This is a genomic window from Sorangium sp. So ce176, assembly GCF_051519835.1.
GTDB classification, from domain to species: Bacteria; Myxococcota_A; Polyangia; order Polyangiales; family Polyangiaceae; genus Sorangium; species Sorangium cellulosum_G.
Genome location: NZ_CP150371.1, coordinates 366,397 through 391,073, shown reverse-complemented (window position 1 = coordinate 391,073; position 24,677 = coordinate 366,397). Strand labels below are relative to the sequence as shown.

General features: G+C 71.0%; 19 protein-coding genes. 9 read left to right on the top strand and 10 right to left on the bottom strand.

Annotation, left to right across the window (positions count from 1 at the left end; all coding sequences use genetic code 11):
• Positions 1–13: 13 nt before the first annotated feature.
• The 10 genes from WMF42_RS01475 to WMF42_RS01430 all read right to left on the bottom strand — a co-directional run bounded on the left by WMF42_RS01475 (position 14) and on the right by WMF42_RS01430 (position 15,028).
• Complete coding sequence (locus tag WMF42_RS01475; RefSeq protein WP_437689868.1) at positions 14–655, bottom strand: hypothetical protein; 642 nt, start codon at positions 653–655, stop codon at positions 14–16.
• A gap of 333 nt (positions 656–988) precedes the next feature.
• Positions 989–2,335 carry a TfuA-like protein gene (locus WMF42_RS01470; protein ID WP_437689867.1) on the bottom strand — a complete coding sequence of 449 codons (1,347 nt, stop codon included), beginning with the start codon at positions 2,333–2,335 and terminating at the stop codon, positions 989–991.
• Positions 2,332–3,555 carry a YcaO-like family protein gene (locus WMF42_RS01465; RefSeq protein ID WP_437689866.1) on the bottom strand — a complete coding sequence of 408 codons (1,224 nt, stop codon included), beginning with the start codon at positions 3,553–3,555 and terminating at the stop codon, positions 2,332–2,334. The genes WMF42_RS01470 and WMF42_RS01465 overlap by 4 nt, the downstream gene beginning before the upstream one ends.
• Positions 3,556–3,601: 46 nt before the next feature.
• Positions 3,602–3,961, bottom strand: a complete 360-nt coding sequence (locus tag WMF42_RS01460) for a hypothetical protein (RefSeq protein ID WP_437689865.1) — start codon at positions 3,959–3,961, stop codon at positions 3,602–3,604.
• A gap of 14 nt (positions 3,962–3,975) precedes the next feature.
• Positions 3,976–8,133, bottom strand: coding sequence for a TOMM system kinase/cyclase fusion protein (locus tag WMF42_RS01455; RefSeq protein WP_437689864.1), 4,158 nt, complete (start codon positions 8,131–8,133; stop codon positions 3,976–3,978).
• 53 nt (positions 8,134–8,186) lie between these two features.
• Complete coding sequence (locus WMF42_RS01450; protein ID WP_437689863.1) at positions 8,187–9,944, bottom strand: sigma-54-dependent transcriptional regulator; 1,758 nt, start codon at positions 9,942–9,944, stop codon at positions 8,187–8,189.
• A gap of 266 nt (positions 9,945–10,210) precedes the next feature.
• Positions 10,211–11,326: an ABC transporter permease gene (locus tag WMF42_RS01445; protein WP_061606561.1), complete on the bottom strand. Its 1,116-nt coding sequence runs from the start codon at positions 11,324–11,326 to the stop codon at positions 10,211–10,213.
• The gene (locus tag WMF42_RS01440) at positions 11,323–12,825 is read right to left on the bottom strand and encodes a sugar ABC transporter ATP-binding protein (RefSeq protein WP_437694458.1); all 1,503 of its coding nucleotides are present in this window, start codon (positions 12,823–12,825) and stop codon (positions 11,323–11,325) included. Before WMF42_RS01440 ends, WMF42_RS01445 begins: the two co-directional genes overlap by 4 nt.
• 32 nt (positions 12,826–12,857) lie before the next feature.
• Positions 12,858–13,877 carry a sugar-binding protein gene (locus tag WMF42_RS01435; protein WP_437689862.1) on the bottom strand — a complete coding sequence of 340 codons (1,020 nt, stop codon included), beginning with the start codon at positions 13,875–13,877 and terminating at the stop codon, positions 12,858–12,860.
• 152 nt (positions 13,878–14,029) lie between these two features.
• A complete protein-coding gene (locus tag WMF42_RS01430; protein ID WP_233561190.1) occupies positions 14,030–15,028 on the bottom strand; it encodes an aldose epimerase family protein in 999 nt (332 codons plus the stop codon).
• Between the two features lie 37 nt (positions 15,029–15,065).
• Here WMF42_RS01430 and WMF42_RS01425 point away from each other — a divergent pair, with 37 nt between their 5' ends.
• The 9 genes from WMF42_RS01425 (at position 15,066) to WMF42_RS01385 (ending at position 24,458) form a co-directional block, all read left to right on the top strand.
• Positions 15,066–15,278, top strand: coding sequence for a hypothetical protein (locus WMF42_RS01425; protein WP_233561189.1), 213 nt, complete (start codon positions 15,066–15,068; stop codon positions 15,276–15,278).
• Positions 15,279–15,850: 572 nt separating this feature from the next.
• Positions 15,851–16,843, top strand: a complete 993-nt coding sequence (locus tag WMF42_RS01420) for an NAD-dependent epimerase/dehydratase family protein (protein WP_437689861.1) — start codon at positions 15,851–15,853, stop codon at positions 16,841–16,843.
• Between the two features lie 248 nt (positions 16,844–17,091).
• The gene (cobM, locus tag WMF42_RS01415) at positions 17,092–17,886 is read left to right on the top strand and encodes a precorrin-4 C(11)-methyltransferase (RefSeq protein WP_061606558.1); all 795 of its coding nucleotides are present in this window, start codon (positions 17,092–17,094) and stop codon (positions 17,884–17,886) included.
• The gene (gene cobO / locus WMF42_RS01410) at positions 17,883–18,422 is read left to right on the top strand and encodes a cob(I)yrinic acid a,c-diamide adenosyltransferase (RefSeq protein ID WP_061606557.1); all 540 of its coding nucleotides are present in this window, start codon (positions 17,883–17,885) and stop codon (positions 18,420–18,422) included. The genes cobM and cobO overlap by 4 nt, the downstream gene beginning before the upstream one ends.
• On the top strand, positions 18,422–19,927 hold the full coding sequence (locus tag WMF42_RS01405; protein ID WP_437689860.1) for a cobyrinate a,c-diamide synthase: 1,506 nt from the start codon (positions 18,422–18,424) through the stop codon (positions 19,925–19,927). The genes cobO and WMF42_RS01405 overlap by 1 nt, the downstream gene beginning before the upstream one ends.
• Positions 19,924–20,511, top strand: coding sequence for a bifunctional adenosylcobinamide kinase/adenosylcobinamide-phosphate guanylyltransferase (cobU, locus tag WMF42_RS01400; protein WP_437689859.1), 588 nt, complete (start codon positions 19,924–19,926; stop codon positions 20,509–20,511). The genes WMF42_RS01405 and cobU overlap by 4 nt, the downstream gene beginning before the upstream one ends.
• Complete coding sequence (locus WMF42_RS01395) at positions 20,508–21,446, top strand: cobalamin biosynthesis protein (protein ID WP_437689858.1); 939 nt, start codon at positions 20,508–20,510, stop codon at positions 21,444–21,446. The genes cobU and WMF42_RS01395 overlap by 4 nt, the downstream gene beginning before the upstream one ends.
• Positions 21,443–23,011: a cobyric acid synthase gene (locus WMF42_RS01390; protein ID WP_061606553.1), complete on the top strand. Its 1,569-nt coding sequence runs from the start codon at positions 21,443–21,445 to the stop codon at positions 23,009–23,011. The genes WMF42_RS01395 and WMF42_RS01390 overlap by 4 nt, the downstream gene beginning before the upstream one ends.
• Positions 23,012–23,339: 328 nt before the next feature.
• Entirely contained in the window at positions 23,340–24,458 is a 1,119-nt protein-coding gene (locus tag WMF42_RS01385) for a hypothetical protein (protein ID WP_437689857.1), read from the top strand.
• Positions 24,459–24,677: the final 219 nt, after the last annotated feature.

Sequence of the window (24,677 nt, the reverse complement as noted above, 5' to 3'; positions counted from 1 at the left end):
GACCGAACTCGCGCTAGCTCCGCGTGGTGACGGTCCAGGCCTGCGACGTGTTCGAACCGCCTGTGTCGGCCACCACGTCGTAAGTGATATCTTCGCTGTTGATGGAAAACGTGATTGTGCCCGAGATATAGTTGAGGGCCTGCTGCGAGGGCGTCACAAAGAAGCCCTGCGTTGGAGACGTCGTGGAAGCGGACACTGTCGAAAAGACCATCGCACCTCCCGGGATCACTATCGCAAAGCTAGACGTCACCGGGACATGGTCCTTGCTCTCCGACCACGAAACGATAATGTCCTCCTGTTTCAGGGTAACGTTTTGCAGCGCGTATTTGGTCTTGTTGGTCACCGAGACATTTACGGTGTTCACATTGTTCACGCCGAGGTTGGTTTGGCCGAGCGAGTACGTGAAATTGATCACGACGTCACTCGGCTCAACCGTGAGAACTTGCTTGCTTTTGCTCATGATTCGCTCCTGCTCGTTGGTGAGAGTTGCCGCCTGAGCGGCGACCTTGGGACGAAGCCCTTTCGGCCTCGACCGGGCGCCGCCCGTCATGGCGCGAAGGGCGGGTTTGCCCCTCGCGCCCAACCTGTCTTGTAAGAAGGATGCCGCGTCGAGCCTACGTTCGTACGACCCCATCACGCGGCAGAGCGGGGACACGGGAAGTCGGCCTTCTCCACGGTGAGGAACGCAAACGTCGCGTCCCTCGCCGGCGGTGCCTCGAAATGTCTCTAGAGCCGGGTCACCTCGATCCCCTGCGCCTGCGACTTGCAGCGCGCATGCCAGGCGCTCGAACCGCCTCCCGCGAGCCGTCAACATGGCGATCGGCGCGGCGCGCACGCGGACAGGGGTCTCTCGGCAGCCGGCGACGACCGGGCTGCGTCACCTGGAGACACGACGCTTCTTCGAGAGACACGCGCGGCCGGCCCCGGAGCCGGCGGGGTAAGTGGGCAGATCAACCCCACCCTGATCGGCCGGCCCGGCGCCCATCCGTCAAGGCTGGGGCTTCATGCACCAGCGCTCGATCAGCACCGCTCGGAGCAGCGCTCCTGCGCCCGCAAAGCCGAGGCGCGCGGCGTAGGTCTCCAGATCCTCCGGGACCGGCTTGCCGAGCCGCTCGGTGAAATACCACCGCCACAACGCGTCCGCGTCGTCCACGCCGCTGCCCGCGAGGTCCAGGGCGTCGAGCCCCTCACGCTCCATCATGGCCTGCTTGGCGCGAGCCTGCTTCGCGAGACGCCCGTAGCAGCCCATGGCGCGCAGCTGGTCGACGAGGTGACGGCGGACCTCCGGCTCGCACACGGCGGCCGTCCAGCGGCGCTTCGCTTCTCGCGCCATCATGTCGGCGAAGGACCTGGCGTCGAGCCCCTGCTCGCCGAGCCACGCGCGGGTCGAGGGCCCGGTGTACAGCCCTCGCTCGCGCCGGAACTCCATGGCCGTGCGTTCGAGGTGTGCAGGGCCGATCTTCACCCCGTTGCGCTCCGCCGCCTCCTCGGCGAGGCCGCGCAGCAGGGCGCCCTGGACCGCGAGGGTGTAGAGCGGCTCGTCCCCGAGCAAGCGCAGCTCGTCGAGCAGCGCGTCGAAGTCCGCGCCGGGGTCGAGGTCGAGCCGGGTCGCACGCATGCGCTCGACGGCCCGCTCCCAGACGTCGGTACGCTGGAAGACGAAGCCGGGCTCCAGCGGTCCTCGATGCCGGGCGCGGGCGGCCTGCATGGCCTCGAGCAGGGCGAGCGCGTCGAGGCGCTTCTGGTCCACGCGCCCGGCGGGGAGCCACCGCTTCAGCGCGTCGAGCGCGTGCGGGGCCTCCTGCGCGGCCCGGGCCGCCTGGAGCACCGCTGGCCAGGTGCGATCGGGGTAGAAAAGGGCCCTGGCGATGGTGACGAGCCGCTCGGCGAGCGCCGGATCGCAGATCTTCGCCTCGACGGCGGCGGCGAGCGTCGCGCGGATGTTGACGAGGGCCTCCGACGTGCGCCGATAGCCCTCCTCGGCGGAGGCGTGCGCGAGCGCTACCTCATCGTCGGCGTCGAGCGCGCCCGAACGAAATTGCTCGAAGATCCGGCCCACGCCGACCATGCCGAAGTCGGCCAGCTCGGCGGCCCGGAGCGCGCCCATGCTCGAGGCCCCGAACACATGGACGCCCTGGGACATCGCCCAGAGGATCTCCTTGTGCCAGACCGCCGGGACGCGCTCGAAGAAGCCGTCCACGATGCCAATCCCCCACGGCCGCTCGCGCGCGGCCCGGTAGACGTCTCCCTGGGCGACGGGCGGCAAGACCCGCAGCTCCGGGAGCGCGGGCACCTCGGCGGGCGGCAGGCTGGGCCCGGTGAACAGGACGATCACGACGACACCGCCTGCGCGCGCTGTCCAGGCGTGTACCCGGGGGCGTCCCACATGCTCTCCAGCCCGGGCACGACGACGCGGACGACGGGCAGCCCGAGCTCGGGCCGCGTGAGATCCACGACCGCTGCCTGGCCGAGCCCGGCGCCGCGCAGCGCCGCGAGCACCGCGGCGAGATCCTCGTCGAAGCGCTCGCTGAACCCGTCGCTCGCGGCGCCGAACGAGCGCCACGGCCCCTCGAATTGCTCTATCTCCGCGCGCGCCGCGGCGATGTGAGGCGGCGACCGGAACAGCTCATACGAGGTCCGGTCGACGTCGTCGCGCGCCCCCGCGATGGCGGTCAGGCGGCTCTGGGCGGCCTCGGTCAGGGCGCGCGCCAGGGCGACGGCGCGGGAGCGGTGGCACCCCTGACCGCCGCTCACGTAAAGGACGCGGCCCGGGTGAGGCACGCGGTCGACGATCTCCGCCACGAAGACAGGCAGCCCTATATCGCTGCTCGCGTCCCACACGCCCACAGCGATGTCGGCGCGAGCGAAGCGGGCCAGCACATCGCGGCAGATCGGATCGTCCACGGTGCCGAGATCCAGGCGCGTCCGCGCGCGGCGCGCCGGCCCGGCCGCGCGCCACAGCGCCACAGCGTCGCGCTCGATAACCTCGTAGAGCCCGTGGAGCACGGCCTCGAGCCGGTGGTTGCCCGAGGCGAGCCCCGTCGACGTGGTCAAGAAGCACCCGCTGCCGGGCGGGAGCGGCACTGTGTAGTCGGCGTGGACCACCTCGAGCGGCACCCACAGCGGGCCGCCGCTCATGATGTCTTCGCCCTCGATCCAGAGCATCTTGTGATGGGGGTGGAAGGAGCCGATCGAGAGCCGCGGCAGCCCGGCGATGTCGACGAGGCGGCGCCGCGCCGAGAGCTCCGCGGCGGTGCAGAAGAGCAGCGGCTGCAGGATGTGCTCGGCGTGCCACTGCTCGATGGCTTCCATCAGCCCGGACGCGCGCGCCGCGTCGATGGCGAGCCCTTTTCCCTGCGAGACCGACACGGATCGGGCGTTGGGCCGGCACACCATCACCACCGGGATCCCGACGACGTCCAGCCCGGTGACGTCGGCGACCCGGGTGATCCCCATGGCGCGCGTCATCGGGAGCACCCGCTCGACGGTCTCCGCGGGGCTGACAAGGCGGTGCGTGCCCCGGAGAAACGTCTTCTGCGTGGAGGGCCGGGTCATGTCGTCGGGATCTCGCGGCGAGCGGCGCGCGCTCAGGCGCCCACGGCTACCGGCGCCTGAAGCTGGTCAGGTTGACCAGGTAGGTGCCGCAGAAGTCCGTGGACACCGGTACCTTCTTTTGCCCCGTCTGCGCGTCCGCATCGACCAGAGGATCGACGTCCGCCACGTGTCCTATCTGCGCGCCCATATCGACCAGCTCCTTGCACCACGATTGCACCGAATCTTCGGGCCTGCGGTTGCGCCGCTTCGTCAGCACGTCCGATGACACCTCGTAATACAGGGTCTCGGTGCCCGCTTTGTTCGGCACGGCGACGACCATGTTGAAGCCCCAACACTGGTCGTCCGGCGCATCTCGATCGACCTTCGTGTTCTCCTCTGCACCGCTGGTTGCGCTCTCATCCTTCATCGTATCCTCCTTTGTCACGTCGGTTGCTGCCCTGTCGTCGATGCCCCGGAGCCCTCGCCCGTGCTCGGTGGGCCGGCGCCCCACGACAGCAGCGCGTCGGCCTCGCGGGCGTCCGGGATGCCGGTGATGCCCGACAGGAGCCGGCGGAGCCGCTCGATGTCGTCGAGCTCCACGCGCCCTTCAGCCCTGCGCAGGCGCACGAGGCCCGCCTGCGCGCGCAGCGCGAAGAGCCGGGCGCCCTGCGCCTCGGCCATGTCCCTCGCGCGCGCGAGCGCGGCCTCCGCCTGCCCTGCGTCTCCCCTGGCCCGCCACACCTCGCCGAGCAGCCGGTAGAGCTCGGGATGGTAGCAGCGCTCCTGTGTCGTGAACGCCTCGCCGAGCGCCTCGTCGAGCGCCTCGCGGGCGCCCTCGACGTCGCCGGCGGCCAGACAGGCGTCGGCGAGGTGCGTGGCGTAGAAGGTGGTGACCATCCCCGAGCCCATTCGCCGCCAGCGCGCGATGGCGGCTCGGACGCGCTGGAGCCCCTGCTCCGCCTGCCCCGTATGGACCATGGCCCAGCCCCCCAGCGCGTCGGCGAGCACGATGAACGCGGGGAATCCATGCTCTGCGGCGACCTTCCCCAGCGCGTCGGCGTACCTCTGCGTGTCGGCCACCTCGCGCCTCAGGTGGTGGATCCACGCGCCGATCTGATAGGCGATGGCGATGGTGAAGGGGTGCTCTGTCGCTTCCGCCGCCGCGATCGCGTCCTCGTAGATCCGCACCGCGCGATCCGGCTCGCCGCAAATGCACGCGCTCATGGCGTGGGTCACGCGCACGACGATGCTCGGGTTCCAGCCATAACGCGCCATGTAGACGGGCAGCTGCGCCGGCCGGTAGAGCTCGATGACACGCCGGTGGTGAGGCTCGCCCGCGTCGTGGTCCCCCAGCCACGTGGTCACGTTCGCCAGGATGAGCGACGCCTGCGCGAGGGCGACGACGTCATTCATGTCCTCCGCCAGCCTCGCGCACTGGCTCGCGATGTCCCGGGCTGCCGTGAGATCGCCGCGGAACAGGGTGAACATGGCCATGCCGTGCAGCGCCTGGCTCCCCCCCTCCTGCTCGCCGGTCTGCGTGGCGAGCTCGATGGCCCTTTCGTAAATGCTCTTTACATCTGGCGCCGACCAGCCCTTGGTCGTGATCAGCGCCGGCATGATGATACAGTTCAGCCCGAGCTCCATCCCGGCTCGCTCGTGCTCCTGCGCTATGGCCGGCAGCCACTCGATGGCCTGCTTGGCCCCGGTGATCGCCTCCACGTACGCCGACCGAGCCAGCGCCGCCTGCGCCGCCTTCTGCGCGTAGCCCACGGCCTCGCGCTTCTGCTCCGCCGCCGCGTGATGGTGGGCGAGCAGATCCGGCCGCGTCCGGACCACCTCCGGAAACCGCTCCTCCAGCGTCGCAGCGATGCGCGCGTGGACCCTCCACCGCGCGCCGGTGGACAGCGACTCGTACGCCGCATCCCGCACCAGCGCGTGCTTGAACATCCCCACCGCCTCCTTGCCCCGCCGCCTGCGCAGCACGAGCCCAGCCCGCGTCAGGCGCTCCAGATCTTCCGCCACCGCCGCCGGGCCGAGCGAGCTCGCGGCCGAGAGCTCCTCGACGCTGAACTCCCGCCCCAGCGCCGCCGCGAGCTGAGCCGTCTCCTTGGCGCGCGCGAGCCGATCCAGGCGCGCCGTGAGCAGCGCCCGCAGCGTCCCCGGGATCGCCGCGCCCGAGAGCGGCCCGGTGAGCTCGTAGCGATCCTCCCGCTCCACGAGGAGCCCCGAGTCGACCATCATCCGGAGCAGCTCCTCCGCGAAGAGCGGCACCCCGTCGGCGCGGTCCGCCACCTGCTCGATCACGGCGGGGGGCAGCGCCTTGTGGCCCAGGAGCCCGGCGAGCATCTCCTCCATCGGCGAGCGCTCCAGGCGGCTCAGCGGGAGCAACAGCACATCGGCCGTCGAGAACGACGGCGAGAACGCCGGGCGCGCCGTCATGATGACGCACAGGGGGACCGTGATCGCCTCGCGGACGAGCTGGCCGAGGAACTCCATCGTGGTGGGGTCGGCCCAATGCAAATCTTCGACCAGCAGGAGGACCGGCCGCGCGTCCGCCATGGCGAGGAGCAGCGACGCGATGGCCTGGAGCGTCAGCTCCTTCTGCCGCTGCGCCGAGGCGTCGAGCGATGCGTACGGCGCGCCGATGGGCAGAGAGAACAGCGGCAGGAAGAGCGGCATGGCCTCGGCCGGCGTGAAGCCGTGGCCGGCGAGCTCCCCGGCGAGCCGCGCGATCTTGCGGCCCTCGTCGAGCTCCTGATCGAGCCCGAAGGCGCGCTCGATGAGATCGACAACCGGACGGAGGGGGCTATTTCGCGTGTCGGGCGAGCACCGCGCTTCGAGGAACGTGTGGGGCTCGTGCGCCAGCCGGCGGCGCAGCGCGCGCGCCAGGCAGCTCTTGCCGATGCCGGCCTCGCCCATGATGAGGCTCGCGTGGCCCACCCCCTCGCACGCGCGGCGCCACCGCTCCACGAGGAGCCCGAGCTCTTGAGCTCGGCCGTACAGCGGCGCCCTCGAGCCGTCGGGGGTCGGCCACCCCGCCGCGTCGCCGTGTTCCTGCCGGAGGCGGAAGGTCTCCACCGGCGCCGCGATCCCCTCGATGGATCGGGCCCCTTCGCTCTCGAGGTCGAAGGAGACCCGCAGCAACGCATGCGACGCGGCGCCGACCGTCACGGAGCCCGGCGGCGCCAGCGAGGCGAGCTGCGCGGCGATCCGCGGCGTGCTGCCGACGACGAGGCACGCGCCCTCGAGATCCCCCAGGTTCCCGTCGACGACAGGACCGGTGTGGAGGCCGACGCTCACCTCGATCCGGACGCCCTGCGCGGCGATCCGCTCGTCCTCGGCCTGGACGGCGCCGGCCATCGCCAGCGCCGCGCGGGCGGCGCGCTTGGCGTCGTCCTCCGCCGCGCTGGGGTAGCCGAAGTAGATCAGCAGATCGGCGCCGAGCGCCGCGGCCACGTGCCCCCCGTGGCGGCGCCCGACGCCTGCGCAGAGCGCGAGCGCCGAGCGCAGGGGATCGTCCAGCGCCTCGACGTCGAGAGCCTGCGCGGCGGCGGCGCGCGCGCTCACGCGACAGCAGAGCGCCGTCAGCTGCCGGCGCTCGCCGTCGAGCGCGGGCGCCCTCCGCCGATCGGGCGACGTGGCGACCGTCGCGATCGAGGAGAGCGACCGCGTGTCCCCGCCGGACGGGGAGCCGCCGGCGCCGAGCATCGCCTCGCGCGACACGCCGCGCAGGCTGCAGGCCTCGAGCGCCTCGAACAGCCCACGGGCGTCGACATCGCGCGCGCCTTCGTCCTTGCGGAGAGCGCGGGCGAGCAGGTCGCCGAGGGGGTGGCGCTCGAGCGCGGCGGGGATCGGGACGGCGTCGGGGCCGAGCAGCCGATAGAAGATCTCGGCCTCCGTGCCGCCGTACACCGGCTTGCCCGTCAGGCACTCGAGGAACACGAGGCCCCACGAGAACAGATCCGCGCGCGGTGAAGGCTCGGCGCCGCGCCACTGCTCCGGCGCGCCGTAGCCCGGCGTGCCCAGCGCGTCGTGGCTGCCGGTCAGGCGCGCGGAGCGATCGTCGTCGAGCGCGGCGCCGATCCCGAAGTCGAGCACCAGCGCGTTGCGGCGGGCGCCCGTGGGGATCACCATGATGTTGCTGGGCTTGAGGTCGCGGTGGACGACGCCCGCCGCGTGGGCGCAGGCGAGGGCGTCGAGCACCTGGAGCATCAGGTGCCGCGCCTCGGACGGCGCGAGCGCGCCCTCTCTCTCGAGCAGCGCGGCGAGGTTGTCGCCGGGCGCGAACGAGAACGCTGTGTAGAGCGTCCCACCCTCGATCTGCGCCGAATCGACGAGCTGGACGATGTTGGGATGGTGAAGCTGGGCGCAGAGCCGCGTCTCGCGCAGGAAGCGCGTGACCCGCCTGTCGGCCTGCGCGACGCCTCCCTGCTCGGCGAGGCGCAGGATCTTCAAGGCGATCGGCTGCCCGGTGGTGAGCTGGCGGGCCTTGTACACCACGCCGAAGCCGCCCTCGCCGAGCTTGGCCAGGATCTCGTACTGCCCCGCGAAGGTGGTGCCTGGGACGGGTGCTGCACCGGTTGCAACGTAGCGCTGCATGCTCGATCTCATTGTCGCCGGAGGCGCTCGGAGCGCGCCGGCACCTCGCTCCGTCAGGGATCCCTGTCGGCGTCGAGCACCGCCTGGAGATCCGGGTCGACCTCACCCCCAAGCACGTCCAGGACCTCGCGCAGCCGCGAGAGCTCGCGGCGCAGCGTCCGATGGTGGTTGCGGTTCTTGAGCAGCGGCTCCTGGCCGAGCAGCGTGAAGCCGTCGTCCCGGTTGCCCGCCCGCTGCACCGCCGCGCCCAGGACCATGCCCCGGAAGGCGTCGGTCAGATCGAGCGAGAGCGGGGCGCCGCCGCCCCGGCGTCGCTCGGCCTCGTTCACGAAGCCGAGCGCCGCGCGCCAGAGCAGCTTGACCAGCGCGCTCGGCTCGGCGTCGGCGTCGAAGGTGAGCGCGCGCTCGACGTGGCGCCGCTGCATCACGAGATCGCCCCCGAGGCCGCTCTGCCCCGCGAGCTGGAGCGCGTAAGCGCGCCGGACGATGTTGTCGAGCTGCCGCAGGTTGCCCGGCCAGGGCGCGGACACGAGGAGCTTCATGGCCTCGGGCTCGAAGCGCGCCGTGCCCTTGCCGTCGGCCTCCTGGTGGCGCCGGTTCAACATGTAATCGGCCCAGCGCGGGAGCTCGTCGAGCCGCTCGGCGAGCGGGAGCAGCCGCACCGGCAGGACGTTGATGCGGTAGTACAGGTCCTCGCGGAAGCGGCCGGCGCGCACGGCGGCGCGCAGATCGGCGTTGGTGCCGACGAGGAGGCGCGCGTCGGCGCGGCGCTCCCCCGCCCCGTCGTCGCCCAGCATCCGGTAGGCGCGCTCCTCGATGAAGCGCAGGAGGCCCGCCTGGGCCTTGAGCGAGAGCTTGTCGATCTCGTCGAGGAAGAGCGTGCCCTTCGCGGCGCGGGCGACCGCGCCCGGGTTGTCCTTGATCGCGCCGGTGAAGGCGCCCCGCTTCCAGCCGAACAGCTCGGCCATCTGCAGGTCCTCGGGCACGCCGAGGAGGTCCAGCGACTCGAAGGGCTGGCCCCGGCGCTGCGAGTGCTCGTGGCACCACCGCGCGAGCCTGGATTTTCCAGCGCCGGTCGGGCCGGTGATCAGAATGGTGTCGTCCCTCGGGGCGAACGCGCGGAGCAGCTCGACAAGGTGCGCTGTGCTCTGACCGACGACCGGCAGGAACTCGTCCGGGCTCGCCGGCTCGTCCGCGCGAAGCGGCAGCGCGCGGGCGGCGATGAACGCCCCGGCGATGCTGGCGAGGATCTCCAGCCCCTCGTAGCACTCCGCCCAGGGGAGCTCCCGTCCGACGGCCCCCCTGGAGCTCGCCTCGAGGGTGATCATGCCGTCGACGCAGCCGCCGGGCGCGCGCAGCGGGACGACATGGACGTGGGTCGCATCGCGATCGAGCATGCGCTTGCGCGTCGCGTCGCCGGGCATACCGGCCGCGTCCGACGGGTCACGGAGCTCGATCGCCCCGTCTGGCATCCAGGAGCGGAGCGAGGCGCGCTGCACGTCGATCGAGACCGAACAGCGGTGATTCTCGATCCAGCTCCAGACGCTGCCGGAGGTGAGATAGCCGGTGCCCTCGATGCGCGCGCCGCTCGAGCGGTCGATGCCGAAGAGGCGCTGGTAGCTGCCCTCGGGGCGGAGGTGGACGACGCCGCGCAGGATCCGAGCCCGGCCGGCGAGCGGGCTGTCGGCGAGCGCCTCCTCGACGCAGGCGAACATGGCTTGGAGGACCGCTGTGGCAGCTTCGTCGAAGTACGTGGCCGACACGAGGCAGGGGACGAGCGAGATGAAGATCTCGTCACGGGATACGGTCACGGTACGGAGCAGGTAAGCAGGAGAACGATGGCGGGTCCAGGTGGAACGAGCAGGCTGGCGTCTCCCGCGGACGCAGCGCGTCCGGGCGGGACGCGAGCCCCCTCTCGACCCGGAAGCGGCGTGGCAGCGCCTGCGTCCTGCCCGAGGGATCACGGGAGCCGCCACGGGTCCGAAGTCCTGACGCGCGAGCGGCGGCCGAGTTCTATGCCTGGGCGCCGGCTTGTTTCTGGGTTCTCGCAACGGCGACGACGTACGAACCGGAGAGCTCAGACGTTCTCGCGATCGGGCGCCCGCGCGACAGGCGACTCCGCCGCGCTGAAGGCCGCGGCCGCCTGGAGGCTCGGCGCCGACTCGGCGGCTCCCGCGGAGGCGCGCCGGGTGCGCCGTTTTTCCTGCACCATGTGCACGATCTGGTCGAGGATGACGGCGACGAGGATCACGGCGCCGATGATGATGAACGTCCAGTTCGGGTCCAGGCGCCAGATGCGTCGTATGCTGTCGGCGTCCTCGTACGGCAGCTGGAACATGTTGATGCCGTTGTCGATGACGCGCATCACCGCGGCGCCGATGATGACGCCGAGCACCGTGCCCTCACCGCCGCGAAGCGAGCAGCCGCCGAGCACGGCCGCGGCGATCGCGTACATCTCGTACGCGATGCCGACCTGTTGCGACATCTGCCCGATGTACGACGCGTAACAGACGCCCGCCACGCCGCCGAGGCCCGCCGAGATCACGTAGGTGGACGTCTCCACCCGCTTCACGCTGATGCCGGAGTACTCCGCTGCGTCGCGATTGCCGCCGATCGCATAGACGTAACGCCCGAACACAGTGAAGTGCAGCGCGTAGGTCGAGAGGCCGATCACGGCGAGGAAGATCAGGAACGGATACGGGACGAGCGCGTCGCCGCCGACGTCGAGCAGCCCGCCGTTGGCGAGGCGGAGCAGCGGCGAGCCCCCGAGGCTCAGGGTGCCGCCCTCGGCGATGGTCTGCGAGACCCCGCGCAAGAACAGCATGCCGCCGAGCGTGACGATGAACGGCTGCAGCTTGAGCCGCGTGATCAAGAGCCCCTGGCCGAGGCCGATCAAGAGCGCCACGCCGAGCGCCGCCGGAATGCCGATCCACAGCGAGTAACCAAGGCCGCCGGCCTGGCTCGACGAGAGCTTCGCGATCAGGACGCCCGTCAGGCCGATCACGGACCCGATCGACAGATCGATGCCGCCGGTGATGATGACGAAGCCGATGCCGATCGAGAAGATCCCGAGCATCGAGATCTGCCGCAGGGTGTTGATCGAGTTCGACTGCCCGAGGAAATCAGGGTTCGAGAGGTAGAGACCCAGACACATCACGAAGAGCGCGATGGTCATGCCAAGCTCGCGCCTCATGACAGAGCCTCCTCGTCGGCGCGGCCCGTCATCAACGTGGCGATCCGCTCCTGGCTGAGCCGCTCCCGCGGCAGTACCCCCTTGATTCGCCGCTCGTGCATGACGACGACGCGATCGCTCATTCCGATGATCTCTCCCATGTCCGAGCTGACCATCAAGATCGTGATGCCTTCCTCCGCCAGGGCGGCCATGTGGCGGTAGATCTCGGCCTTGGCGCCGACGTCGATCCCGCGCGTCGGCTCGTCGACGATGAGCACGCGCGGGCTCATGGCCAGCCACTTTCCGAGCACCACCTTCTGCTGGTTTCCGCCGGAGAGGTTCACGACGCGCTGGAGAACGCCAGGCGTCTTCGTCCGCAAGCGCTTCACCTCCGCTTCGGCGACGCGGCGCTCCCTCTTCCTGTCGAGGAAACCCCAGCGGTTGTAGTTGCCGATGTCGGGAAGGGAGGTGTTCTCCGCGACGCTGAGCGGCAGCACGAGGCCGTGCCGCTTGCGATCCTCGGGCGCCAGGTAGACGCCGCTGTCGATGGCGTCCCTGGGTCGTCGCGGAGCAAACGCCTTGCCCTCGAGCGTCATGCGTCCGCCGAGCGCAGGCGTGACCCCGAAGATCGTCTGCATGAGCTCCGTGCGGCCCGCGCCGACGAGGCCGGCGAAGCCGAGGATCTCCCCGCGCTCGGCGGAGAACGAGATCGGCGCGGGCGCGCCGGGCACGACGAGGCCCTCGACGACCAGCACAGGCTCGGCCGACCTCCGCGGCCCTCTCTCCGGGAAGTAGTGCGCGCTCAGCTCGCGGCCCACCATCATGGACACGATCTTCTCGTGGGTCGCCTCCGCGCGCGTGAGGTCCCCGACGTAGCGGCCGTCCCGCAGGACAGTCACCCGGTCCGCCAGCGCCATGACCTCCTCCATCCGGTGCGAGATGTAGACGATGCCGATGCCGTCCGACCGGAGCTTGTGGATGATCTGGAAGAGGTGCTCCGACTCGCCGCTCGTGAGCGAGGAGGTCGGCTCGTCCATGATGAGGATGCGCGCGTCGAGGGAGAGCGCCTTGGCGATCTCGACCATCTGCATCTGCCCGGCGGTCAGGGAGGACACCGGGGTCGAGGGCGGGAGCGTCAAGCCGACGCGCTGAAGCAGCTCCTTGGCGCGGGCGTACAGGTCGCCCTTCGGCAGCGGGCGGAGGAGCGCTCCTGTCCCGCCGCCCTCGTTACCGAGGAAGATGTTGGCCGCGATGTCCAGGTTCGGCGCCAGCATCAACTCCTGGTGGATGAGCGCGATGCCGAGGCGCTTGGCCGCGCGCACGCTCTCGAGCGTGACCCTCTTCCCGTCGATCCGGATCTCGCCCTCGTCGGGCTGCTGGGCGCCCCCGAGGATCTTCATCAGCGTGCTCTTGCCGGCGCCGTTCTCGCCCATCAGGGCGAGCACCTCTCCCGGCCCCAGCGAGAGAGACACGCCCTGCAGCGCGACCACGCCGGGAAACCGCTTGTTGATCGCGCTCATCGCGAGCAGACTCGGCAGAGACGCAGTCACGTTCACTTCTTCATCTCGGCGAGCTTCTGCTTGAACTCGGCCACGTTGGCCTTCTCGATCACGTCGATGCCTGTGTCGATGCCCTTGCTCGCCGGGATCTGCGCCATCGCCGCGTCGGGCTTCGTCGCGAGCTCGTGCGCCCACTTGCTCGACAGGTAGCCGAACTGAAACGGCTTCTGGACGACCGTGGCCGAGATCGTGCCGTTCTCGATGGCGGTGAGCGTCCCCTCTTCCTCGTCGAACACGGCCGCGAGGACCTTGCCCTTCTTCCCGAGCGCCTCGATGGCCGCCGCGATGGCCGGACCGTTGTAGGACCACAGGCCCGCGACGAGCTTCAGGTCCGGGTGCGCGTTGATGATGTCCTCCACGTTGGAGCGCGCCTTCGCGCGGTCCGTGTTGTCCTCGCGCTTGTCGACGATCTCGATGTTCTTGCCGGCGATCGCGTCCTCGATGCCCTGGAGGCGCTGCTTCGCGTTGTCCGCGGACAGCATGCCGACGAACACGGCCATCTTGCCGCCGCTCGGGAGGAGCTTGACGATGTGGCCGCCGAGCGCCTTGCCGGCCTCGTAGTTGTTGGTGCCGATGTAGAGCAGTCGGTTCGACTTCGGCGCGTCCGAGTCGAACGTGATGAGCTTGCTCTTCTCGGCCGTCTTGTTGAGCACCGGGACCTGATCGCCCGGCGCGATCGCGCTCACGGCGATGGCGTCGTAGCCCTGGCTCGAGAGGTTCTCGAGGATCTGGTTCTGCTCCTCCGTGGTGCCGTTGGGCGGCATCTTCACGTCGACCTGGACCTTGCTCTCTTGCTCGTATTTCCGGACGCCCGCCTGAGCGATCTTCCAGAACTCGCTCGCGTTGTTGGTGACGAAGGCGAGCTTCACGATCTTCGGCTTCGCGTCGGCCCCCGGGGCGGGCGCGGCGCCCGTCCCCTCGCTCTTCTTGTCGCACCCCGTGAGCGCGACAAGCGACGACAGGAAAATCGCCGCGACCGCCCAACCCTTGCCCCAGGACTTCGTCTCTTCCACGGCACGTCTCCTTGCTGATTGACTCTTGACCGCGTCGACGCCCTGCGCGGCGTCCACGACCCGACAACGCTGGCTGCCCTGGAGCGCGCGCGTGACGTCACGCGCGACCCCGCCCGTACCGGTGACACCGAAGCAGAGCATGGCCGCCTCCCTCACTCCGCCGTGAAGCGGTGAATCATTGTGTGTTTGTAGACCTGTCCCGGCTTGAGGATCGGCTGCTCTCGCCAGGCCGGCACGTTGATCGCGTTCGGGAACTTCTGGGTCTCCAGGCAGAGCGCCGCGTGCTGCACGTACGTGGCGCCCTTGCCCTGCTTCGAGCCGTCCATGAAATTTCCTGTGTAGAACTGCACACCGGGCTGATCCCCCTCCAGCGTCATCACGCGGCCGGACTTCGGATCTTTCAGGCGCGCCACCGGCCGCAGGGCGGCCGGGTCTCCGTTGACGATGAGGCTGTGATCGTACCCGACGGGGTTCCCGCCGGCGGCCTTCATGTCCCTGCCGATGGGCTTGGGCGTCGTGAAGTCGAACGGCGTACCTTTGACGGGCTTCACGGCGCCGGTCGGGACGCCCGGATCACCGGGCGTGTAGCTGTCCGCGTGGAGCGTGAGCTCGTGATCGAGGATCGTGCCGGAGCCGTGCCCGCCGAGGTTCCAGTACGAGTGGTGCGCCATGCTGACGAGCGTCGTCCTGTCCGTGACCGCCTCCATCTCGACGCGGAGCTCGTTCCGGTTCGTGAGCGTATAGACGGTCTTCGCGGACACGGTGCCGGGATACCCCTCTTCTCCGTCCTTCGACACGTACGTGAGGAGGATGCTCGGACCGTCAGGGGTCTCGGCGGTGGAGGCGCTCCACACCACCTTGTCCCAGCCCTTGACGCCGCCGTGCAGGTGGTGCGGCTTGTCGTTCGAGGCCAGGGTGTACTCCTTGCCCTCGAGCTTGAACTTCGCGTTGCGGATGCGGTTGGCGACGCGGCCGACCGTCGCGCCGAAGAACTGGTTGCCGGTGAGATAGCCGTCCAGGTCCTCGAAGCCGACGACGACGTCGGCGAGCTTCCCGGTCCTGTCGGGCACGTGCAGCTCGGTGATGATCGCGCCGTACGTCATCACCTTGAGCACGAGGCCGTTCGCGTTCGTGAGCGTGTAAATATCCACAGGTTGAGACGCAATCTCGCCGTGACGAGCCCTGGTGATGGCGGGCGGCTTCGCTGGCGCGGGGGCCGCTTCCGGGACGGGCGGCGGCACGCTCGGGGTCGTCGCCGGCGCGGCGGCGGGCGTCGAGGGCTCTGCGACGGGAGGAGGCTGCGTCCCCGAGCAGCCGAGTGTGAGCAGCAACGCCAGGGCGGTGCTCGCCTGGCATCGCCTGACCCAGGTCCGTGTCGCTCGTCCAGAACTGCTGCACTGATCTCGCCGTTCGAGAAAACTCGCAATCCGCATGGAACTTCTCCTCCGTTCCCGTGCTCTCCTGCACGCCAGCGGCGCGCGCTCACCGCGCTGCGCCTCCGCGGCGGCGCCGCAACCCCGCATCCGTGACGACCGAACCAACGGAATCGACGCCGAGATCGCTCCGGGCGACGGAGGTCTCGGTGCGCATGACGACCCACCCGGGGGGAAGCACAAGGACGCCCACCCAAGTCCACTGTGAACGTTCACATTTTCTGTGTCAACTACCATCTCGACGCTGGAGGCGGCCGGCGCCGAGATACCGCCTCTCCTGCGCGGCGACTCGGGCCATGCGATCCGATACCCCTGGAAATCGACGCTGCACCGACAATTTGCGCGGTCGACGGGCCGCCCTCGATCTGCCCGAGGGGGAGGTAGAGGCAGGCCCGTCGATCGGGTTGACACAGAAAATGTGACCGTTCACAATCCGCGGCCTGCACTACGTCACCGGGCCGCTCACCGACCTGACGTAGCCGGCGCGGAGGCGGGACTCCGGCTGACGAACAGAACGAGACGGCGAGCGAGGGCGACAAGATGAGTGAGACGAAGCGAGTCCTGGTCACCGGGGCGGCGGGGAAGGTCGGCCAGGCCTTCATCCGCAGGTTCCTGTCGGACCCCAGGTTCGAGGGATGGAAGGTTCGCGCGCTGTGCCACAACCGGTTGCTGGCGCCGACGGCGCGCCTGGAGGTGGTGCGCGGGTCGATCGAGCACAGCGCCGTGGCCCGCGAGGCGGTGGAGGGCGTGAGCCACGTGCTGCACCTCGCGACGAGCAAAGAGACGCCCGAGAGCATCATGGACGTGGCCGTCAAAGGCATGTTCTGGCTGCTCGAGGCCTGCCGCGTCAGCCCTGCGTTCGAGCAGTTCATCCTCATCGGGGGCGACGCCGGCGTGGGCCACTTCTTCTATCCTCACCCCGTCCCCGTCACGGAGGCGCAGAAGCACAGCGCCTACCCGGGCTGCTATGCGCTGTCCAAGGTGCTCGAGGAGGTCATGCTCGAGCAGTACTACGTCCAGTATGATCTGAACGGATGCTGCCTGCGTGCGCCGTGGATCATGGAGAAGGACGACTTCAAGGCCCAGCTATCGTTCGGTGACGACGTGTTCGGCGGGCCGAGGTGGCGCGATCTGGTCGGCGCCGAGGCGGCGGAGGGTCACGTTCGCTCGGGCGCCGTCCCTGTGATGCTCGACCCTGACGGCAAGCCGGTGAAGCGTAACTTCGTGCATGTGGAGGATCTCGTCGCCGCGATCCTCATGGCGATCGGCCATGAGAAGGCCCGCCAGCAGACCTTCAACATCTGCATGGATGAGCCGGTGGACTACGGCGAGCTGGCGTCTTACCTGGAAGCTACCCGCGGCCTGCCGAGCGTGAAGGTGAAGACGCCCTACCGCTCGACATGGCTGGACAACACGAAGGCCAGGTTTCTGCTCGGCTGGCGGCCTCAGTACAACCTGACGCGACTCGCGGACGCCGCCTTCGACCACGTGCGCGCCCCCGATGATCCGCGGGTGACGTGGTACCCCGGCTGACGAGCGTCCCCCTCGACCAAGGCGAGCTCGTGTGAGACGGCTGGCGGCGCCGCGCGCGAGCGCGACGCCGCCGCTACAGCGGGGCCTCCGCGCGCAACAGGGGCGCCGCGCCTGCCGGAGAGACGGGCAGCGCCGGCGCTCGTGACGGCGCCACGATGCACCCTGGCGTTCGCCTCGCGATCGCTCTAGCTTCGCGCGCCCGCCGTCCCCGGCGGGATCGCCGGCGCACGAAACGAGGAGAAAACCCCATGCGCGTCTACATCATCGGCGCGGGCCCGGGCGACCCCGGGCTCATCACGGTCCGCGGCGCCGAGCTCGTCGCACGCTGCCCCGTCGTCATGTACACGGGCTCCCTCGTCCCGCGGGAGATCGTGGCCTCCGCGCGGCCGGACGCCCGGGTCATCGACTCCTCCGGCATGACGCTCGATCAGATCGTGGAGGTCTTCGTCGAGGCCAGGGAGGCGGGGCACGACGTGGCGCGCGTGCACACGGGCGATCCGGTGCTTTTCGGGTCGACCGCCGAGCAGATGCGCCGGCTGGAGGCGCTCGGGATCCCCTACGAGATCATCCCCGGCGTCTCGTCGTTCACCGCGGCGGCGGCGGCGCTCGGGCGCGAGCTCACGCTGCCCGAGCTGTCGCAGACCGTGATCCTGACGCGCGCCGAGGGGCGCACGCCGGTGCCGCCGGCCGAGCGGCTCGAGGAGCTCGCGCGCCACCAGGCGACGCTCTGCCTGTTCCTGAGCATCACCCTGCTCAAGGACGTGACAGCGGCGCTCATCCCGGCCTACGGCGCCGATTGCCCGGTCGCGGTGGTGCACAAGGCGAGCTGCCCCGATCAGAAGATCGTGACTGGCACGCTCGCCGACATCCGGGAGAAGGTGCGGGCCGAGGGGATCAAGAGCCAGTCGATGATCCTCGTCGGCCGGGTGCTCACGTCCACGGATTTCGCCGACTCGCGGCTCTATGATCCGGAGTTCAGCCACCGGTTCCGCAAGGCCGAGAAGAAGCCCCGCGATCCGCGCCCGGCGGAGGAGGGCTCGTGAGCGCCGAGGCAACGGCAGGTCGACGAGGGCTCGTCATCGTCTATACGGGCCACGGCAAGGGCAAGACGACCGCCGCGCTCGGGATGGTGTTCCGGGCGCTCGGCCGGGGCATGCGCGTCGCCGTCGTGCAGTTCATCAAGGGGAAGTGGAAGACGGGAGAGCGCCTGTTCGCCGAGACGCTCCCCGGCCTGACCTTCCTCGTGATGGGGCGCGGCTTCACCTGGGAGAGCGACGACCTCTCGCGCGACAAGGCGGCGGCGCGCGCTGCCTTCCAGGAGGCCGCGGCGCTCATCGGGAGCGGCGAGCAGGACATCGTGGTGCTCGACGAGATCACGTATGCGCTGAATTACGGCTTCGTCGCGGAGGAAGAGCTCCTCGAGGCGCTGCGCGGGAGGCCCGCGCACGTTCATGTGGTGATCACCGGCAGGAACGCCCCGGACGCGCTCGTCGCGCTCGCCGATCTGGTGACGGAGATGAAGTCGGTGAAGCACCCGTTCGAGCAGGGCGCGAAGGCGCAGATCGGGGTCGATTTCTGATGAGCCTGGCCATCCCCCGGCTCGTCGTCGCCGGCACGGCGAGCGGCGTCGGGAAGACGACCACCACGGTGGCGATCGCGCGCGCGCTCCGCGCCCGCGGGCTGCGGGTCGCGCTGTTCAAGTGCGGCCCCGACTACCTGGATCCGACGTACCACGCGCGCGCCGTCGCCCGGACGTCGCACAACCTCGACGGCTGGATGATGGGCCGGGACGCGGTCCTGTCGACGTTCGCGGCGGAGGCAGCGGGCGCCGACGTGGCGCTGATCGAGGGGGTGATGGGGCTGTTCGACGGCGCGAGCCCCACCGGAGAAGAGGGCTCGACGGCCGAGATCGCGAAGTGGCTCGAGGCGCCTGTCGCGCTCGTCGTCGACGCGTCCGGGATGGCCCGCAGCGTCGCGGCGCTGGTGCAGGGGTTCGCGGGCTTCGATCCGGGGGTGCGCGTGGCCGCCGTGGTGTGCAACCAGGTCGGCAGCCGGGGGCACCTCGACATCCTCCGCCAGGCGCAGGCGCAGGCGAACCGGTCGACGCCGGTGATCGGCGGGCTGCCGCGGGACGAGGCGCAGAGCTTCCCGGAGCGCCACCTCGGCCTGCGCACGGCCGACGAGGCAGCACTCCCGGAGGAGCGCTTCGACCACTGGGGCGCGCAGGCCGAGGCGTGGATCGGGCTCGACGCGCTGCTCGAGATCGCGCGCAGCGCGCCGGCGTTGCCGCAGGCGGCGGAGGCGACCGCGCCGGCGGCGGAGGCTGCGCCCGTCGCGGCAGCGGCCGGCGCCGGGACCGCGGCGAGCGGCGGGGCGCAGCAGCGCCGCGTGCGCCTCGGCGTGGCGTTCGACGAGGCCTTCCACTTCTACTACGCGGACAACCTGCGCCGCCTCGAGGCCGCGGGCGCCGAGCTCGTGCGGTTCTCGCCGCTCCGCGACGCGCGCCTGCCCGAGGTCGACGCGCTCTACCTCGGCGGCGGCTACCCCGAGGCGCACGCGGAGCGGCTGGCCGAGAACGCCGGGCTGCGCGCGGAGATCCGCGCGTTCGCCGGCCGCGGCGGGCCGATCTACGCCGAGTGCGGCGGGCTCATGTACCTGACCGAGGCGATCCGCACGCTCGACGGGCGCGCGCACCCCATGGTCGGGCTCGTGCCGGCGGAGGCCGTGATGTGCGAGAAGCTGCAGGCGCTCGGCTACGTGGAGGTCGAGACGCAGGCGCGCACGATCCTGGGCGGCGCCGGGCTCCGCTTCCGCGGGCACCAGTTCCGCTACTCCGAGCTCCGCCCCGCGCAGCCCGCGCCGGCGCCGCCGGAGCCGCCGGCCGCGCAGGCCGCGCAGGCGGCCCTGCCGATCGAGCACGCCTACTCGGTGCGCCGCCGGCGCGGCGGCCATGTCGCGCGCGAGGGGTACTCGGCGCAGCGCGTCCTCGCCTCGTACGTGCACGCGCACTGGGCCTCGAACCCGCTCGTCCCCGAGGGGCTCGTGGCGAGCGCCGCCGCGCACCGGGAGGAGCTCGGGCGATGAGCGGCGAGCGCGCGGCGCCGCGGCGGATCGCCCTCGTCGGCGGCGGCGTGCGCTCCGGCAAGAGCGCCTTCGCGCTCGCGCTCGGGCGCTCGCTCGGCGCGCGCCGCGCGTTCATCGCGACCGCCGAGCCGTTCGACGACGAGATGCGGGCGCGCATCGCCGCGCACGCCCGCGAGCGGGGCGACGAGTTCACCACCATCGAGGAGCCTGTCGCGCTCCCCGAGCGCATCGCCTCGCTCTGCGGCGTCGACGTCGTCGTCGTCGACTGCCTCACCCTGTGGCTGTCGAACCTGCTGCTCCGCGACGAGACCGAGGGCCGTGAGCTCGATCGCATCGAGGCGCGCATCGAGGATCTCGCCGCCGCCGTGGAGTCCGCGACGCCCCACGTCGTCCTCGTGTCGAACGAGGTGGGCATGGGCGTCGTGCCCGAGAGCCGGCTCGGCCGGGCCTTCCGCGACCTCGCCGGACGCGCGCACCAGCGGCTGAACCGGTCGGCCAGCGAGCTCTACGTGGCCGTGATGGGCGCCGTCCTGCGCCTGCGCCCCGGCCCTGTCGCGCTCGCCGGCGCCGAGGACGCGCGATGACCGCCGCGGCCGCGCTGCTCGCCGCCGTCGCGCTCGACCTCGCCTGCGGCGAGCCGCCGGCCGCCGTCCACCCGGTCGTGTGGATGGGCTCGGCCATCCAGGCGCTGAAGCGCCGCGCGCCGCGGTCCGGGCGCGTGGCCGAGCTGCTCTTCGGCGCGCTCATGGCCCTCGCCGTCCCCTGCCTGTTCGCAACCCTGGGCGCCGGGCTCGCCGCGCTGATCGCCCCGCACCCGGTCGTTGGCTTCGCTTTGTCAGCACTCTTTCTGAAGCCGACCTTCGCGCTGCGCGCGCTCCGCGACGCGGCCTCCGGCGTGCGCGACGCGCTCGCGGCCGGCGACGTCCCCGCGGCGCGCGGCGCCCTGCGGAGCCTCTGCAGCCGCGACCCGTCGGAGCTCGACGAGCCCGCGCTCGTGGCCGCCTCGATCGAGTCGGTCGCGGAGAACGCGTCGGACAGCTTCGTCGCGCCGCTGTTCTACTTCGCCCTGTTCGGGCTGCCGGGCGCGCTCTTCTACAGGGCGGTGAACACCCTCGACGCGATGGTGGGCTACCACGGCCGCTACGAGTACCTCGGCAAGGCGTCGGCGCGGCTCGACGACGCGCTGAACTTCGTGCCGGCGCGGCTCACGGCGCTGCTGCTGATCGCCGCCGGGTGGCTGCGCGGCGCCGACGCGCGCCGCGGCCTCGCCGTGCTCCTCCGCGACGGCGGGCGCACCGAGAGCCCGAACGCGGGGCGGCCGATGGCGGCGATGGCCGGGCTGCTCCGCGTCGAGCTCGAGAAGCGCGGCCACTACCGCCTCGGCGACCCGATCGAGCCGCTCCGGCGGGGGCTCATCGACGAGGCGTGCCGGATCGTTGTGCTCGCGGCGCTGCTCTTCGCCGCGCTCGCGGCGGCCGCGCTCGCGGCGCGTTCGCTTGGAGAAGGCCTCGCTCGATGACAGCGCTCACGGTGATGGTGCAGGGCACCGCGTCCTCGGTCGGCAAGAGCCTGCTCTGCACGGCGCTCTGCCGGATGTTCCAGCGGCGGGGCCTCCGGGTCGCGCCGTTCAAGTCGCAGAACATGGCGCTGAACTCGTTCGCGACCCCGGACGGCGGCGAGATCGGCCGGGCGCAGGCGGTGCAGGCCGAGGCGGCGCGGGTCGCGCCGACGGTCGACATGAACCCGATCCTGCTCAAGCCGGAGGGCGACTCGCGCTCTCAGGTCGTCGTCCTCGGCAAGCCGATGGGGAGCCTCCACGCGCGCGACTACTTCGCCTACCGCGGCGAGCTCAAGGACATCATCGCCCGCTCGCTCGGTCGGCTCCGCGAGGCGCACGACGTCGTTGTGATCGAGGGGGCGGGCAGCCCCGCGGAGATCAACCTGAAGGACCGCGACATCGTGAACATGCACGTCGCGCGCGTCGCCGACGCGCCGGTGCTCCTCGCGGGCGACATCGACCGCGGCGGGGTGTTCGCGGCGCTGGTCGGGACGATGGCGCTGCTCGATCCCGACGAGCGGGCGCGCGTGGCAGCGTTCGTGATCAACAAGTTCCGCGGCGACATCAAGCTGCTCGAGCCGGGGCTCGAGATGCTGACGGCGCGGACGGGCGTGCCGGTGCTCGGCGTGGTGCCGTACGTGAAGCAGCTCCGGATCGCGGACGAGGACTCGGTGGCCCTCGAGAACCGGCGGCGGCGGGGGCCGGCGGGGCCCGGGGAGCTCGACATCGCGGTGGTGAGGCTGCCGCGGATATCCAACTACGACGACGTGGAGCCGCTGGAGCACGAGCGGGGCGTGGCGGTGCGGTTCATCGAGCGGCCGGACGAGATCGGGGGCGCGGACCTCGTTGTGCTCCCCGGGACGAAGAGCACGATGGCCGATCTCGCGTGGCTGCGCGCGAGCGGCCTCGCCGAGGCGGTGGCGGCGCGCGCCCGGCAAGGCGGGTGGACGCTCGGGATCTGCGGCGGCTGCCAGATGCTCGGCGGCGCGATCGAGGATCCGGAAGGCGTCGAGTCGGCCGAGCCGTCGGCGCGGGGGCTCGGGCTGCTCGACGTGTGGACGCGGTTCGAGCGGACCAAGACGACAGCGCAGGTCCGGGCGCGGATCGCCGGCGACTCGTTCCTGGGGGCGGCGGGCGCGGCGAGCGCGGGGGGAGCAGAGCTGACCGGCTACGAGATCCACATGGGCCAGGTCGAGCGGGCGAGCGGCGCGCGCGCGGCGTTCGCGATCGAATCGAGGAGCGGCCGGGCCGAGGCGGCGCTCGACGGGGCGGTGTCGCCGGACGGCGCCGTGGTGGGGACGATGATCCACGGGATCTTCGAGAACGACGGGCTCCGGCGCGCGCTGCTCGCGGCCCTGCGCGCGAGGCGAGGGCTCGCCGCGCCCGCGGGCGAGCCGGCGATCCCGAGCCGGCACGACGAGTACGACCGGCTCGCCACCGCGGTGGAGGCGAGCCTCGATCGGGCGCTGCTCGACCGCATCGTGGGGCTGGACTCGCGGGTTCCGGGCGCCGCCGAGGCGCGATGAGCGGCGCGGCGGGCTGACCGCAGGCCCGTTCGAGCGCCTGGCGAGCGCAGGAGGCTCGTCTGGAGCGGCGCGGCGAGCGCGGCGCGCACTCCGCACCTCCGGCGAGGGCCGTTCACCCGAAGACGACAGGAATGTCAAGCCCGAGCCTCCCCGCCGGGCGAGAGCTCACCCAGGCTCCTCGCGCGGCCCACCGGCGCTGTGGGAATCGTGCTCACACCCAGGAGGTAGTTCGCCCCATGTGGCCTCCGTGCATACTGACCAGGTTCGCGGGGGTTCGACCGCGCATCAACGGTTTGCGCATTTCCCCCTGCCGGGAGGAAGAGGACAAATGAAAGCATTGAAGTGCGGCGCGCTGGTTCTCGGGCTGCTTGCCGGGGCGTGCAACGGATCGCCTTCGCCCGAGTCCGGTGCAGAGGGCGAGGTAGGACGGATCCGCGTGGCGCTCTCCACGCCAGGTCCCACGTATGACGTCTCCGCGATCAACATCAAGGTCGTGAACGCATACGATAGCTGCTACTACGGGGAAGCCATCGCCGAGGCGACTGTCTCCCTGGAAGAAGAGGCGCTCCCGGCGGACCTGATTCCGCCCGGCGGCGAAAACCACCCGTTCGCGGATGCGCTGTTCGTGCTCCCGCCCGGAGACTACTGGGTCTGCGCCACACCGCAGACGGACGCCGGTGCGCCCTCGTCGCATTGCTATACGGCTGAGAGCTGGGTCTCGGTGTTCGGCGGATCAACCACCGAGACGACGCTTGTCTCGCACTGCACAGGCGAGCCGAACGGCGGTCTGGACGTGATCGCGGCGCTCAACTCTCCGCCGGTGATCGACGATCTCGACATCGCGGAGAGCAAGTTCATCACCACGTGCGAGGAGGCGACCATCACGGTCAGCGCCAGCGACCCGGATGGCGACGACGTCTGGTACGAGTGGTACCAGATCTCTGGACCTTCCTGGGGGGCGCTCGCGCCGGCCGGCGCGACGGCGACGTTCAGCGCGCCCGTGGCCGGCAACTACGAGCTGGGCGTCATCGCCTACGACACCTGGGGCTACGGCACCTCGCTCACCTTCCCGATCCACGTCTCGCTGGAGGAAGACTGCGGCGGCGGCGGCGGCGGCGGCGGCGGCGGCGGCGGCGGCGACGTGTGCCGGAGCGGGACCGACGGCGCGACCGGCTCGGCTTGGGTTGTGTGCGCCGCGGACGAGGACTCGGCGTGGGTCTCGGCCGACGACCAGGGCTATTACCACCTCGACCTCATCTGCCAGGAGCTCGGCTATGCGGGCGCCGGGGCGTTCGGCGGCACCTGCGGCAGCGTGTGCGGTTACTGCGAAGGCACCACCTCCTGCGAGAGGCCGGGACAGCGGATCTTCGACGGATACGGGGACTGCGGCGTCGACGAGCTGGGCCGCTTCATCTGCTACACGGTCCAGTGGGAGTGCGTGAACTGACCGGCGCCTGACGCGGTCGGCCCGCCGGAAGAAGCCCTCTCCTCTCCGCCCTCCCTCGCCGCCGATCACGGCAAGCTCGCTCGAGCCCGCGCGGTCACGGCGCGCACTCCGCACCTCGCGCGCCCTTCACCCGACGAGAAAAACGACACGAATGTCAAGCCCGGACCACTCGCCGGGACGACGTCACACTGGCGTCTTCTGCCTTCGCCCAGCGCTGTG